The 13,699-nt window shown below is 75.8% G+C and carries 10 protein-coding genes; 6 read left to right on the forward strand and 4 right to left on the reverse strand.

The features are described 5' to 3' along the window. The 4 genes from IE249_RS07500 to IE249_RS07520 form a co-directional block, all read left to right on the forward strand. The coding region (locus tag IE249_RS07500) for a phosphatase PAP2 family protein (protein ID WP_229857779.1) at positions 1–493 on the forward strand (493 nt) is incomplete at its 5' end. Positions 494–526: 33 nt separating this feature from the next. Next, positions 527–1,225 (forward strand): HAD family hydrolase, encoded by a 699-nt coding sequence (locus tag IE249_RS07505; RefSeq protein WP_189703974.1) that lies wholly within the window; start codon positions 527–529, stop codon positions 1,223–1,225. Between the two features lie 405 nt (positions 1,226–1,630). Continuing rightward, positions 1,631–2,308, forward strand: a complete 678-nt coding sequence (locus IE249_RS07515) for a TetR/AcrR family transcriptional regulator (RefSeq protein WP_189703975.1) — start codon at positions 1,631–1,633, stop codon at positions 2,306–2,308. 164 nt (positions 2,309–2,472) lie between these two features. Beyond that, entirely contained in the window at positions 2,473–3,825 is a 1,353-nt protein-coding gene (locus IE249_RS07520; protein ID WP_189703976.1) for an FAD-dependent oxidoreductase, read from the forward strand. A gap of 551 nt (positions 3,826–4,376) precedes the next feature. Here IE249_RS07520 and IE249_RS07525 read toward each other — a convergent pair. Further along, a complete protein-coding gene (locus tag IE249_RS07525; protein WP_189703977.1) occupies positions 4,377–8,705 on the reverse strand; it encodes a cation-translocating P-type ATPase in 4,329 nt (1,442 codons plus the stop codon). A 9-nt stretch (positions 8,706–8,714) separates the two neighbouring features. Continuing rightward, positions 8,715–9,446, reverse strand: a complete 732-nt coding sequence (locus tag IE249_RS39970) for a hypothetical protein (protein WP_373304356.1) — start codon at positions 9,444–9,446, stop codon at positions 8,715–8,717. Between the two features lie 498 nt (positions 9,447–9,944). On the opposite strand from IE249_RS39970, the gene IE249_RS07535 reads away from it, so the two are divergent. Beyond that, positions 9,945–10,319 (forward strand): hypothetical protein, encoded by a 375-nt coding sequence (locus tag IE249_RS07535; RefSeq protein ID WP_229857782.1) that lies wholly within the window; start codon positions 9,945–9,947, stop codon positions 10,317–10,319. A gap of 21 nt (positions 10,320–10,340) precedes the next feature. Here the strand turns inward: IE249_RS07535 and IE249_RS07540 are convergent, their stop codons facing one another. Next, positions 10,341–11,090, reverse strand: a complete 750-nt coding sequence (locus IE249_RS07540; RefSeq protein ID WP_189703978.1) for a PaaX family transcriptional regulator C-terminal domain-containing protein — start codon at positions 11,088–11,090, stop codon at positions 10,341–10,343. A 72-nt stretch (positions 11,091–11,162) separates the two neighbouring features. Between IE249_RS07540 and IE249_RS07545 the strand changes: the two genes are divergently transcribed. Next, positions 11,163–12,857 (forward strand): DNA alkylation response protein, encoded by a 1,695-nt coding sequence (locus IE249_RS07545; RefSeq protein WP_189703979.1) that lies wholly within the window; start codon positions 11,163–11,165, stop codon positions 12,855–12,857. A gap of 70 nt (positions 12,858–12,927) precedes the next feature. Here the strand turns inward: IE249_RS07545 and IE249_RS07550 are convergent, their stop codons facing one another. Beyond that, positions 12,928–13,578, reverse strand: a complete 651-nt coding sequence (locus IE249_RS07550; protein WP_189703980.1) for an Rv1733c family protein — start codon at positions 13,576–13,578, stop codon at positions 12,928–12,930. Positions 13,579–13,699 lie beyond the last annotated feature (121 nt).

A 13,699-nucleotide genomic window follows, 5' to 3' on the forward strand; every position in this document is an offset into this window, starting at 1 on the left:
GGACTGGGTCTGGGACCCGGTGACCATGCGCGTGCTGTGCGCGGCGGCCGCACTCCGGCTCGCCCGGCGCCGGAGCGGGTGGCGGCCGGCCCTGTGGCTGGTCGGCGCCTGCGCGGCGGCCATGCTGTTGCAGCAGGCGCTGAAGGCGGCGGTGGGCAGACCGCGCCCGGTCTGGCCGGACCCGGTGGACTCCGCCCGCTTCGCGGCCTTCCCCTCGGCGCACGCCATGACGGCGACGGTCGTCTGCGGTCTGCTCCTGTGGCTGCTCCACCGGCACGGCGTGGGGCGGACCCGTTGGCGCATCGCCCTGGTGACGGCCGCGGTCTCCGTCGTGGGTGTCGGTCTGACCCGTGTCTGGCTGGGCGTGCACTGGGCGTCCGACGTGCTGGGCGGCTGGCTGCTGGGTGCGACGGTGGCGGCGGCCGCGGTGTGGGCGTACGACTGGCGGGTGGTACGGCCGAAAACCGCCCGCGCGGGCGGATCGCCGTCCTAGGACCGGCCTGGGACCCGTCCTAGGATCGTGACCATGGCTGCCGTCCTCTTCGACTTCTCCGGGACCCTCTTCCGCGTCGAACCCACCGAGTCGTGGCTGCGTGCCGTGCTGGAGGAGGCCGGTCTGACCCTCGGCGACGAGGAGTCGGCCCACGCGGTGCGGGCGCTGGAGGAGGCGGGCGCGCTGCCGGGCGGGGCGAGCCCCTCACAACTGCCGGAGGAACTGGTCGACCTGTGGGCGGTCCGGGACAGCAGCGCCGAACTGCACCGCGCCGCCTACACCGCGCTGTCCCGTCAAGTGACGCTCCCCGACCCGGCGTTGCACGACGCGCTGTACGACCGGCACATGACACCGGCCGCCTGGGCACCGTACCCGGACGCCGCCGAGGTGCTGCGCACCCTGCGCGAGCGCGGGATCGGGGTGGGCGTGGTCAGCAACATCGGCTGGGACCTGCGCCCCGTGTTCCGCACCCATGGGCTCGACCCCTACGTGAACGCCTACGTCCTGTCGTACGAGCACGGTGTCCAGAAGCCGGATCCGCGGCTGTTCGCGACCGCCTGCGCGGCGCTGGGCGCCGAGCCGGAGGAGGTGGTCATGGTCGGCGACAACCGTCACGCGGACGGCGGCGCGGCGGCCCTGGGATGCGGGGTGCACTTCGTCGACCACCTGCCGGTCGCCGAGCGCCCGGACGCGCTCCGGCCGGTCCTCGACCAGGTGCCCCGCAAGGGCTGAGTTCGGCGAGGGCTGAGTTCCGCGGGGGCTGAGTTCCGCGGGGGCTGAGTTCCGCGGGGGCTGAGTTGTCGAGTTCGCGTTCCAGCTCGCCGAGCCGCCGCTGTTCCGTCGCGTTGTCGATCCTCCCGGAGGCCAGGGCGTCGCGCGGTACGCGCTCGTCCTCGACCACCCGCGTGATCCCGCCCAGGATCCGCAGGGAGGCGGCACGCGCCGCGCGACCGATGTGCCGCACGCGGCGGGACGGGAGCAGCGGCCTCGGGCCACCGATCGGTGGGAGGCGAGTCCGCCTCGGGCGATCCCCCGCGTCGCCCGAGGCGGACGGCAGCCCGACCGGACCCGCGAAGGGTCCGGCGCGCTCGCGTTGAGTATAGTTGGCTGGCAGCCAGTCAACGCAGGAGTTCCAGCATGTCCCCTCGCAGCGCCTCGGTCAATGAAGAGTTGCGGCGGCGTTCCCGGGAGCGGCTGCTGCAGGCGGCGGTCGAACTGGTCGGCGAACACGGGTACGAGGCGACGACCCTCGGCGACATAGCCCGCCGGGCGGGCTCGGCGCGCGGACTGGTCTCGTACTACTTTCCCGGCAAGCGCCAGCTCGTGCAGTCCGCGGTGCACCGGCTGATGCACCGCACGCTGGAGGAGGGCCTGGAGCGCGAGCCGCGCACCGAGGACGGCCGGGAGCGGATGGCGCGGGCCATCGACGCGATCCTCGGCCTCGCCCGGGACCGGCCGGTCCTCATGCGCCAGCACATGGCGGGCATCCTGCATGCCGAGGGGTTCGTGCAGTGTCCTGAGCAGCAGCGGCTGTCCCAGCTGCTGCGGGACACGGTGGCCAGGCACGGCTCGGCGGACGTCGACACGGACTACCCGATGCTGCGCGCCCTGCTCATGGGCGCGGTCTACGCGGCACTGGTTCCCGGGGCGCCGATGCCGGTCCCGGTGCTGCGCGCGGAACTGTTCAAGCGCTACCGCCTCGACTGGGAGATGGGGGCGCCGCCGGTCCCCGGCACGCCCGGCGCCCCCTGCGAGAAGGACCTCTCCCGCTTCTTCGCGACCGGCCGCCCGGCCCCGGACGCATCGGCGACCTAGGGCCTCTCAGAAAGGCCCTGGCCCGCGGCCCGCGCGGTGCCGGGGCGGGGTGAATCGGCGACACGCCACGGGGGCGGGGCCGGGGCTCTCCCCCGGTGGGGTCGTCGGTGTCATGCTGGGGGCATCAGCGATCTCCTCCGTCCGCCGGGGTAAGGGGTTCCGCCGTGCTGCGTGTCGCCGTCATCGGCTCGGGGCCGAGCGGGTGCTACACCGCTCAGGGCCTCGTCCAGCAGGACCCAGCGGTCCACGTCGACGTACTCGACCGGCTGCCGTGCCCGTACGGGCTCGTGCGGTACGGCGTGGCGCCGGACCACGAGAAGATCAAGTCCCTGCAGAACAACCTGCGTGCCGTCCTGGAGCACGAACGCGTCCGGTTCCTGGGCGGGGTGCAGGTCGGCGGCCCCTCCGGGCTGTCCGTCGCCCGGCTGCTGGAGCTGTACCACGCGGTGGTGTACTGCGTGGGCGCGGCGACCGACCGCCATTTGGGCATCCCGGGCGAGCGGCTGCCGGGGAGTTGGTCCGCGACCGAGTTCGTGTCCTGGTACAGCGCGCATCCGGACGCCGTCGACGACGGATACGTACGGGACGTGCGCAGCGCCGTGGTCATCGGCGTCGGCAATGTCGCCGTGGACGTCACGCGGATGCTCGCCCGGGGCGCGGCGGAGCTGAACCCCACCGACATGCCCGAGGCGGCGCTGGCCGCGCTGGCGGCGAGCCGGGTGCGCGAGATCCACATGGTGGGCCGGCGCGGCCCCTCGCAGGCCCGCTTCACCACGAAGGAGCTGCGCGAGCTGGGCGCCCTGCCGGACGCCGGTGTCGTCGTCGACCCGCGGGAGCTGGCGCTGGACCCGGCGTACGGCGACCCCGCGGCGCTGCCCGCGGCCCAGCGCCGCAACGTGGAGGTGCTGCGCGGCTGGGCCGCGGCCCCGGCGGAGGGGCGCGCGCGGCGGATCCGGCTGCGGTTCTTCCTGCGGCCCGTCGAACTGCTCCCCGTGGACGGCAGGGTGGGCGCGGTGCGGTTCGAGCGCACGGTGCCCGACGGACACGGCGGCGTGACCGGCACCGGGCGGTACGAGGACGTCGAGGCGCAGCTCGTGCTGCGCTCGGTCGGGTACCGCGGGGTGCCCCTGGAGGGGCTGCCGTTCGACGCCGCCACCGGGACCGTGCCGCACCAGCAGGGGCGGGTGCTGCGCGACGGGGCCGTCGCGCGGGGCGAGTACGTGGCCGGCTGGATCAAGCGGGGCCCCACGGGCGTGATCGGCACCAACCGGCCGTGCGCGAAGGAGACGGTGGCGTCGTTGCTCGCGGACGCGCCCGTGCTCGCGGGCAGGCCGGTACCCGAGGACACCGTGGCGGCGCTGCGTGCCGAGGGTGTGGAACCGGTCGGCTGGGCGGGCTGGCAGGCCATCGAGCGGGCGGAGGCGGAACTCGGCGCCTCGCTCGGCCGCAGCGTGGTGAAACTGCCGGACTGGAATGCCCTGCGAACAGCGGCAGCCGCAGCGGCTCGCACACCCTGACCAGCCCCCGCAGCCCTGGCCGACCGGATCCCGGTCCCCATCCGGACCCACGGATCCCGGTCCCCGTCCGCACCCACGGATCCCGGTCCCCGTCCGGACCCACGGATCCCGGTCCCCGTCCGGCCCACGGGTCGCGGACCCCACCGGACCCAAGGGCCCGGCACCCCGCCCGGGCCCGGCCGGGCCCGTGAGTCCCACCTGCGGTCCGGGACGCGGAGCGGCTCGTGTCCGGCCACGCCGCCTCCGGCGAGCTCACGGCCGCCGGCGCCGTCCCGGCGCGCTCCAGGCGCGCTCCAGGCGTCCATGTCAGGTGCACCCGCCGTCACCCCGCCGTACGCGGCACGGTCTCCGCCGCCCGGGCGTTCCCGGCGCCCTCCCCCACCGCCCCACCGTTCCCGTCGCGCTCCCCACCGCCCCACCGTTCCCGTCGCGCTCCCCGTCACCCCACCGCACCCGGCGCGCTCCCCTGCGCCGACAGCGCACCCGGCGGCGGTCGGGCCGACGCGGACACCCGACCCGTGCACGCGCCCCCAGGCCCGTGCGCGGGTTGCTCAGGCCCGCGCCTTTTCCGGCAGGAGTCGTGCGATCGTCTCCTCCACGCGAGGGAGGACTCGTTGGCCTGCCAGGGCCAGGGCGATCGCCGCGATGACGCCCGCCCAGGCGACCGGGCCCAGCGGGGTGCAGCCGAAGAGGCGGCTGACGCCGGGGGTCTGCACCAGGGCGACCAGGGCGACGGCGGAGCCCAGGGACGTCACCCGGACCAGCGGGCTGTCGCGGCGGTCGAGGAGGGTCTGGGCGAGCTGGGTGCCGACCACTCCGCACAGGGCCATCGTGCCGGAACGGCGGGTCGTGCCGGGCGTGAAGCGGCCGATCAGCCAGGCCGTGACCGCGCCCAGGCAGGTGGTCATGGCGCGGTGGCGGATCTGCCGGATCAGCGGCTCGCCCAGGACTCCTCCGGCCGCGTCCTCGGGCGAGCCCGCGCGCGCCTGCTCGGCGTCCTCCTTGGGCGTCACCGCCACCGCCATGGCCGGGAAGAGGTCGGTGAAGAGGTTCACCATCAGCATCTGCCGCGTGGACAGCGGTGCGCGCCCCGACAGCAGCGTGCCGAGGATGCCGAACCCGACCTCGCCCGCGTTGCCGCCGATGAGGATGGCGATGGCGTCGGCGACGCTGTGCCACAGGGCGCGGCCCTCGCCGACGGCGTCGATGAGGACGGTGAGGTCGTCGTCGGTGAGGACGATGTCGGCGGCGTTGCGCGCGGCGGCCGAGCCGCGGGCGTTGATGCCGACGCCGATATCGGCGGCGCGGATCGCCGCCGCGTCGTTGGCGCCGTCGCCGACCATGCCGACCACCCGGCCCGCGTCCCGCAGCGCCTCGACGACCTGGAGCTTCTGCTCGGGCGCGACCCGGGCGACGACCCCGGCGTCGCGCAGCATCCGGGCCCGGGCCGAGCGGTCCGCGGCGGCCAGTTCGTCGCCGGTGACCACCTGCGTGTCCTCGGGCCAGCCCAGCTCGGTGGCGATGGCCCGGGCGGTCTGCGGGTGGTCGCCGGTGAGCATGACGGGGCGTACGCCCTCCTGGTAGAGGCCGCTCACCAGGGCCGTGGACGTGTCGCGCGGCACGTCGGAGAGCGCCAGCAGGCCGGTGAACTCCAGGTCCCCGAGCCCCTGTTCGAGAGCGTCGGTCTCGTTCTCCCCTTCGCCGAGCCGCCGTTCGGCGACCGCCAGGACCCTGAGTCCGGCGCCGGCCAGGTCGTGCGAGGTGTCGGTGGCGTGGGCGGGCAGGCCGGAGCAGGCGGGCAGGACGGTCTCGGGGGCGCCCTTCACCACGAGGACGCGCGGCCCGTCGCCGGCCCGCCCCACGGCGGCGGCGTAGCCGCGGGCGGCCTCGAACCCGAGCGCCTCCAGCTGAGCCCAGTCGGCGTCGGGCGGGGCCGCGTCGAGGACGGCCTCGTCGGTGGCGTGCACCGGCCGCTCCGAGCCGCCGTTGAGGCGGGGGCAGGCCCGGGCGGCGGTGCGCAGCGTGCCGACGGAGGCCCCGTCGCGGACCGCGTGGACGTTTCCGTCGGCGTCGGAGGCGCGTACGACGCGCAGCTTGTTCTCGGTGAGGGTGCCGGTCTTGTCGAAGCAGATGGTGTCCATCCGGCCCAGCGCCTCCAGCGTGCGCGGGGTCCGTACGAGCACTCCGCCGCGGCTGAGCCGCCGGGCGGCCGCGAGTTGCGCGACCGTGGCGACCAGCGGCAGGCCCTCGGGCACGGCGGCCACGGCGACGGCGACGCCGCCGCTGACCGCCTCGCGGATGGGGGTGCCGCGCAGCAGTGCGAGACCGGTCACGGCCGCTCCGCCCGCGAGTGTCAACGGCAGTGCCTTGCGGGTGAGTTCCTGCAGCCTCGCCTGCACACCGGCGGCCGGGGGCGTGCGCGCGGCGAGGTGCACGGCGCGGGCGGCCTCGGTGCGTTCGCCGGTGTCCACGACGACGGCCCGGGCCTGCCCGGCCACGACGGTCGTGCCCTCGAAGACCATGCACAGCCGGTCCGCGACGGCGGCGTGCGGGGTCGGGTCGGTCTGCTTCTGCACCGGCAGGGACTCCCCCGTGAGCGCCGACTCGTCGACCTCCAGGCCCTCCTCCCACAGCAGCCGGGCGTCGGCGGGCACCACGTCGTCGCCCTTGAGCTCGATCACGTCGCCGGGCCGCAGCTTCCCGGCGTCGACGGTGCGGGTGCCGCCGGCCGGCGCCTCGCCGGGCGGGGGCGCCACGCGAGCCTTCCGCTTCTGGTCGGCGAGCAGCCCGGAAAGGGCCCGTTCGGCGCGCAGCCGCTGGATGCCGCCGACGAGGGCGTTCAGGTCCAGTGCGCCGACGACCAGCAGGGCGTCCATGACGGAGCCGAGGATCGCCGAGGCCGCCGATCCGACGGCCAGCACGGGGGTGAGGGGGTCGTGCAGCTCGCCGCGTACGGCCTGGCCGAGTTGCCAGGTCCAGCGGGCCGGGGCGACGGCGGGGTGCCGGGTGACGGTGCCTGCGGCCTTGCGGACCCGGGTGGCCGCCTGCTGCAGGGCGGTGGGCACGGCCACCGGTTCCTGTTCGAGGCGCTCGCGGGCCTCGTCCCACTCCAGTTCGTGCCAGTGCACGCGCGGACGTGGGTGCGGGGCGCGGGCGGTGGCCACTCCGAGGGCGGCGCGCGCACCGGACAGCAGGGCGGCGGCGGCGCCGGCGTCCACCGGCGCGTGCCGCAGTCCGGGCAGTACGGCACGGCGCCCGCGTCCGCCCTTGGACTCGCCGACGGCCACGAGGAGTCCGGAGAGCGCGGCGCCGGAGCGGGCGAGCGTCTGGGAGCGGCGGCCCACGAAGCGGGCCGCCGGGATGGCGGTGAGCAGCCGCCACACGTCGGGCAGTCCGTGCAGGGCGAGGATGTCGGCACCCCAGACGACGGCCCCGTCTCCGTCGGCCAGGGCGACGGAGATGTCGCTGGCGTTGAGCGCGGCCGGCACGTCGCGCTCGTCGGCCGAGCGCATCCGGGCGACCGTGAGGACCGCGCCGCCCTCGCCCTCCTCCTCGTCGCCGCGCAGCCCGTGCACGACGTCGTCCAGCGGCCGCCGGGCGTCCACGACCTGGTCGGCGAGCCCGGTGATGTCCTCCAGGGAGGGGTGGTCCACCACCACGACCTTCAGTCCGGCCCGGCGTGCCGCGTCCAGTACGGGTTCGGCCCACGGATCCGCCTCACCGTCCGCTGTGCGCAGGGCACTCGGGTGCAGGACGACGGTGCCGGCCATCTCCAGTTGCCGCAGCCGCTCGGGGTCGCGCACCAGCACGCCCGTGCGGGCGAGCGCCGTGCTGAGCACGGCGTGGAAGACGGCCGGGCCGTAGCGGGCGGCCTTGGGCGAGCCGGCCAGGACCGCCTCGGCGGCCTCGGCGGTGTCCTGCTTGACCAGCAGGGTCGCGGCCGCGCCGATGAGACTGCCGGCGGAGGCGTGGTTGGCGTACTCCTGGGCCGGGGACACGTGCAGCGGCGGGCGCGGGGAGCCGTCCGGGGGAACGCTCACGCGGTGCGGGGCGCACAGTTCGTCGTGGACCGAGTCGAAGGCGGCCGAGCGGGCGACCGTCTCGGCCAGTTGGCAGGTGCGCAGCACTCCGTCCAGCACCAGCGAGGTGGGACTCTGTCCCGCGCCGTGCGCGGCGGCGTTGGCGCAGGCCAGCAGGAGGTCCATGCGGGAGCCGCCGAGGCGGGCGCGCAGCCAGGCGCGGAAGCGTGGGTTCTCCCGCAGCAGCGTCACGGTGGCGGTGACCAGGCGGGGCGACGGCGGCAGGCGCAGGGCCGAGGCGGTGAGCCCGGCGGCGATGCCGGCCACGTCGGCCGCGAGGGTGGCGGCGGCGGCCCGGACGCCCGCGGGGTCGGCCGGGTGCGTGGTCTCCTCCGGGTCGCCGGCCGCGAGGGCGAGCCCGTGCCGGGCGGCGAGCTCGGCCGCGTGGTCCATGACCTCGTCGGCGACCTCGTCCTCCGTGACCGTGACGACCAGGCGGGCGAGGCCCTGGTCCCAGTAGGCGAAGAGCACGTCGGGCCGTTCGGCCAGCCTGGCGGCGAGGCGCCGCGCCAGGTGTTCGGTGCCGCCGGCGCGGCGCACCTGTTCGGGTTCCGCGGCGCGCAGTCTCAGGTGCGCGCGCGCCCCGGAGCGCCAGTGGTCGCCGGCGCCGGGCAGCGCGTTGCGCGCGACCCGGGCGACGCGTGCCGCGGCGTCGGCGCCGCGCACGCCGGCGCGCGCGGTTCCGGCCACCGCTCCGGCGGCCGCCCCGACCGCGGGTGCGGCCGCGCGGGCGAGCAGCCGGGGGGCGGCGGGCAGCAGCCGGGCGGCGGCCGCCGGCGCCGTCAGCAGACCGAGCACCATGGCGCGCCCTCAGAGGGTGGTGCGGTCGGGCCGCGCCGTGGGGCCGAGAGGCCCTGCGGACGCCTGGGTCCCGGACGGCTTGCCCCGGCCGCTCCGGCCGGAGGCACCCTCGGACGGGGTTTCCGACGCGGTTCCGGTGGACTTGAGGGCCGCGGAGGCGAGGTCCCGCGTGCCGGACACCTTGCCCGCCGACCGGCCGGCCGTCCCGCCCGCCGTCTTCGCCGCGGACTTGCCCGCGGTCTTGCCGACGGTCTTGCTCGCGGTCTTGGCGGTGGTCCTGCTCGCCGTCTTCGTCGCGGCCTTGGCCGTGGTCTTGCGCGCCGTCGTCCTGGTCGCCGCCGTGGACGCGCGCTTGCCCGCCGCGGTCCGGGACGCGACGGCCCCGGCCGGCTCTCCGTCCGCGGTGACCGGGCCGGTCGCGGCGGACCGTGACCGGTCCTGGACCGCGCCGTCCCGTGCGGCGCTCGCGCCGTCCGTGGTCCCGGCGGGCCGGGGCTGGGTGAGCCAGGCCACGGCCGCGCCGGTGAGCGCGACGGGCCACTCCACCACGCCGGCGACACCGAGCACCCCGGCCCCGGTGTAGACGGCCAGCCGCCGCCCCCGGGGCGAGACCGCGCCGACCTTGTTCAGCGTTCCCTGGGCGGCCCTGCCCACCACCCCGGCGCCCGGCACCCGGCGCAGCACATGGGCTGCGCCGTGCAGGGGCGCCGCAAGGACCGACGACGACTTCCGCTCAGTCATGACTCTCCTCGCCTGGGGTGAGATCGCCTTTGGTGCCCCCCGGGTGCCCGCGACTGCGCTGGTCATCCCCGTCGTACTCAGGGAACGCCACGGACGGCGCCCCCGCCACCGGACGCCACCGCGAGAGTCCTGGGCAGACAGCCCTTGCCTTGCGCTCAGGTGGCTGGATGTCATGCACGGCGAGCGTTGGCCGGAAAGCACTACCGTCTACGTTTCGTTCAGCAACGTGACCGGCAGGGGCGATTCGAGCCCCCTGCGGTCGCATTGAGCGCGCACATCGTTCCGCATGGCGTACGTCTTTCACGTAAGCGACCGAGTACACCCTCCCGAAGGGACTCACACCCGCATGCGTACTCGCGGCGGCCCTCGCCCTTCCGCAGCAGGCCGGGGTCGCCGACGCCGCGCCGACCGGGTCGAGGCACGACTTCCGCCGCACGTCCGCGCGCCCGGCGGCGCGCACTGACCGGAGGCCTGGCCGCACTCGGCCTCTCGATTGCCATGCTCATGACCGAAGGAGCGCTCTCCTCCCCGAGCACCGCCACCTGGCCCACCGCGAACGGCAGCCAGGCCGTCACCGCCACCATCCCGGTCTCCGGCACCAAGGACTACGGGAGGAAGCGCCTCTACGGCAGCGGGGACCTCGGCACCGGCAGCCAGGACGAGGACCAGGGACCGATCCCGGAGGGCGGCCGGCTCGCCGGCATCAACTCGCCGACGTCCTCCCACCAGACGATCGTGGGCGACTCCGGCAGGAAGATCGTCCCCTGCCGGAAGTACGTCGGGAACAACACGGGCAAGGAGCCCACGAAGAAGGGCACCGACGCGGACGGGGCGTACTGCAAGTACGCGGCGTCGGACATCACCTACAAGTGACGGTCCCGCGCCGACGCGCTCTCACCGGCCCGCGCGGCCGAGCATCTCCTCGGTGAGCTCGCGCTGGTAGGCGGTGTAGGCGGCGCGCAGGTCCGGGGCCGGCCAGTCGTCGGGCAGGAGCGCGGCGGGAAGCACGGGGTCGGCCAGCAGGTGTCGTACGACGGCCGCGAGAGCGGTGAAGCGGTCCGCGGGCCGGTCCGCGCGCGCCACCAGGGCGAGCAGTTCGCGGGCGGTCTCGGCCCAGGCGCCGAGCGGCCACAGACTCGCGGCGAGTTCGCGGGCGGGCTCCTCGGGCCGGGCGGTGAAGCGGCGGCTCACCCGGTCGAGGCCCCCGGGCCAGGGGCGGCCGAGGTTGGCGGGGCGCAGCCAGACGCCCTCGCGCAGTTCGGCCAGGCGCAGGGCGGTCAGCCGGGCGCGCAGCTCGGCCCGCTCCGCGGGGCCGCGGCCGGTCGCCGTGACCACGACCACCTCCCACTCGCCGCGCCAGCGGCGGGTCTCGGGGTGCACGGCCGCGTCCTGGCGCCGCTGGCGCTCCAGCAGCCGTTCGCTGAGGCCGTACACGGTGTCCGAACGCCACAGGTCACCGGCGGTCACCATCCGGCTCAGCGCCGCCCGCAGAGTGGATCCGCCGACCCCGAAGGGTTCCACGACCCGCACGAGGTCCTTCACCGGCAGTTCGGGGGGATGCGTGCCCAGCAGCAGGCTGAGGACCACCGACCGCGCGGACAGCGGGCGCAGGGCGGCCCCGGCGGGCTCCCGGGAGGCGTTCATGGTCACGTACTGTACGGAACGCGCGATGTTGCATCATTGCTACGACCGCAGAGGAAATGCAACACTGACCGCATGGCCTCCACACTCGAGCACGACCGGCACCACGCGGACGCCCCCGGCGCCACCCACGGCGTCACGCATGACGTCACCAACCAGGCCCCACCGCTGACTCCCTACGACGCGTCCGACGACGCGGCCCTGATGGAGGGCCTGCGCCGGGAGGGCGCCGGATGGGCCGAGGCGGACGTGCGCCGGCTCGGGACGCTGGCCGGCAGCGCGCAGGTGCAGGAGTGGGCCGAGCTGGCCAACCGGCACGAGCCGGAACTGCGCACGCACGACCGGTACGGCAACCGCGTCGACGAGGTGGAGTTCCACCCTGCCTGGCACCACCTGATGCGGGCCGCGGTCGCCGAGGGGCTCGCCGGGTCGCCCTGGGCCGACGAGCGGCCCGGCGCGCACGTCGCCCGGACCGCGGGCGGGCTGGTGTGGGGCCACACCGACGCCGGGCACGGCTGCCCGACCTCCATGACGTACGCCGCCGTGCCCGCGCTGCGCGCCCAGCCGGAACTCGCCGCCGTCTACGAGCCGCTGCTGACCAGCCGTGTCTACGAACCCGGGCTGCGGGTGCCGGCCGAGAAGCCGGGGCTGCTCGCGGGCATGGGGATGACCGAGAAGCAGGGCGGCTCGGACGTGCGGACCAACACGACCGCGGCGACGCCGACGGGCGAGCCGGGCGTGTACACGCTGCGCGGGCACAAGTGGTTCACCTCGGCGCCGATGTGCGACGTGTTCCTGGTCCTAGCCCAGGCGCCCGGAGGGCTGTCCTGCTTCCTGGTGCCGCGCGTGCTGCCCGACGGCACCCGCAACACCTTCCGGATCCAGCGGCTGAAGGACAAGCTGGGCAACCGCTCCAACGCCTCCTCCGAGCCGGAGTTCGACGGCACGGTGGCGTGGCTCGTCGGGCCCGAGGGGCGGGGCGTGCGGACCATCATCGAGATGGTCAACTGCACCCGCCTGGACTGCGTGATGATGTCGGCGGCGCTGATGCGCAAGACGCTGGTGGAGGCGGGCCACCACGCGCGGCACCGCAGCGCCTTCGGCGCCCGGCTGCTCGACCAGCCGCTGATGCGCAACGTGCTCGCGGATCTCGCGCTGGAGTCGGAGGCGGCCACCACCCTCACCCTGCGGCTGGCGGGCGCGGCCGACCGGGCGGTGCGCGGGGAGGCGGACGGCGCGGGCGAGGCGGCGTTCCGGCGGATCGCCACAGCGGTGGGCAAGTACTGGGTCACCAAGCGGGGCCCGGCGTTCACCGCGGAGGCCCTGGAGTGCCTGGGCGGCAACGGTTACGTGGAGGACTCCGGCATGCCCCGGCACTACCGCGAGGCCCCGCTGCTGTCGATCTGGGAGGGCTCGGGCAACGTCAACGCCCTGGACGTGCTGCGGGCGCTGGGGCGCGAACCCGGCACCGCGGACGCCCTGTTCGCCGAGTTCGACCTGTCCCGGGGCGCCGACGCCCGGCTGGACGCCGCCGTCGCCGGCCTCAGGAAGGACCTGCGCCAGGCCTCCCCGGTGGGCGCCCGCCGCCTGGTCGAGCGGATGGCCCTCACCCTCCAGGCCTCCCTCCTGGTCCGCCACGCCCCGCCCGCCGTCGCCGACGCCTTCTGCGCGACCCGTCTGGCCGCCGACTGGGGCCACTCCTTCGGCACCCTCCCGGACGGGACGGACTTCGGCACGATCCTGGAGCGGGCGCTGCCGGCGTCGGTGTGAGCGCGGCCCGGATCTGCGACCGGGGGCGCGCGGCGGGGCACGCGAGGCGTGCGGGTGTCCTGGGCGGGGATCACCAGGTCTTGCGGCTCCAGGTGGGGCCGAAGTCGGTCCACTCGGTGTCCCACTGGTCGAGGCGCCGGCGTTCCAGACGTCCGCGCACGAGGCGGCCGGCCACGAAGGGGACCGCGGCGGCGCTCACTCCGACCAGGGCGCCGATCATGACGGCCCGGGTGTGGGCCTGCGCCGCGGTCGCGGGCCGGGTCACCAGCCGGCCGTGGGAGTCGGTCCACACGGTGACCGGGGCGCCGACCGCGCTCCCGGGTCGCACCCGGGCCTGGCCGGTGTGCGAGGTGCCGTCCGGGGCGGCCCAGCGGACCTCCGTCCACACCCGGAGGGCGCCGCTGTCATTGCCGGCGTTCATGGCGTCCACGGCATTCGGGTCGCTGACCTCGCCGCCGTCGTTCGCCGTACCGGGTGCGCCGGACGCGGCCGTGCCCGGCGCCTGCCGGATCACCAGCGCCACCGTGGGCCGCCAGTCGAGGCGCTCGCGGGCCAGCCCGTTCTCCACGCCACGGCTCGCGGTCCACCCGGCGAGGACCCCGGCGAGGACGGTGACGACCCAGGCGCCGAGCAGCACCCAGGCCTCCACCGTGTCGGCGCGGCGTTTGAGCGGATTGCGGCGCCACCGCCACAGCCACACCTTCGGACCCCGGAACGCCATCGAGGGCTTCCTCCTCACGCACACACGGAGATGCCTGACCGCCATCCCATACGCGGGACGACTCCCCCGTGCTCACGACGAGTTCCCCGCCCCGGCCCTCCCATGGGTGTCCGCCGGGGTC

The sequence above is a fragment of the Streptomyces anandii JCM 4720 genome, from assembly GCF_014650655.1.
GTDB classification, from domain to species: Bacteria; Actinomycetota; Actinomycetes; order Streptomycetales; family Streptomycetaceae; genus Streptomyces; species Streptomyces anandii.

Excerpts from the sequence above, each read along its gene's own strand:
- IE249_RS07545 (WP_189703979.1), top strand. The coding sequence starts at position 11,163 with ATGGCCTCCACACTCGAGCACGACCGGCACCACGCGGACGCCCCCGGC.
- IE249_RS07525 (WP_189703977.1), bottom strand. The coding sequence starts at position 8,705 with ATGGTGCTCGGTCTGCTGACGGCGCCGGCGGCCGCCGCCCGGCTGCTG.
- IE249_RS07550 (WP_189703980.1), bottom strand. The coding sequence starts at position 13,578 with ATGGCGTTCCGGGGTCCGAAGGTGTGGCTGTGGCGGTGGCGCCGCAAT.
- IE249_RS07535 (WP_229857782.1), top strand. The coding sequence starts at position 9,945 with ATGCTCATGACCGAAGGAGCGCTCTCCTCCCCGAGCACCGCCACCTGG.
- IE249_RS07515 (WP_189703975.1), top strand. The coding sequence starts at position 1,631 with ATGTCCCCTCGCAGCGCCTCGGTCAATGAAGAGTTGCGGCGGCGTTCC.
- IE249_RS07505 (WP_189703974.1), top strand. The coding sequence starts at position 527 with ATGGCTGCCGTCCTCTTCGACTTCTCCGGGACCCTCTTCCGCGTCGAA.
- IE249_RS39970 (WP_373304356.1), bottom strand. The coding sequence starts at position 9,446 with ATGACTGAGCGGAAGTCGTCGTCGGTCCTTGCGGCGCCCCTGCACGGC.
- IE249_RS07540 (WP_189703978.1), bottom strand. The coding sequence starts at position 11,090 with ATGAACGCCTCCCGGGAGCCCGCCGGGGCCGCCCTGCGCCCGCTGTCC.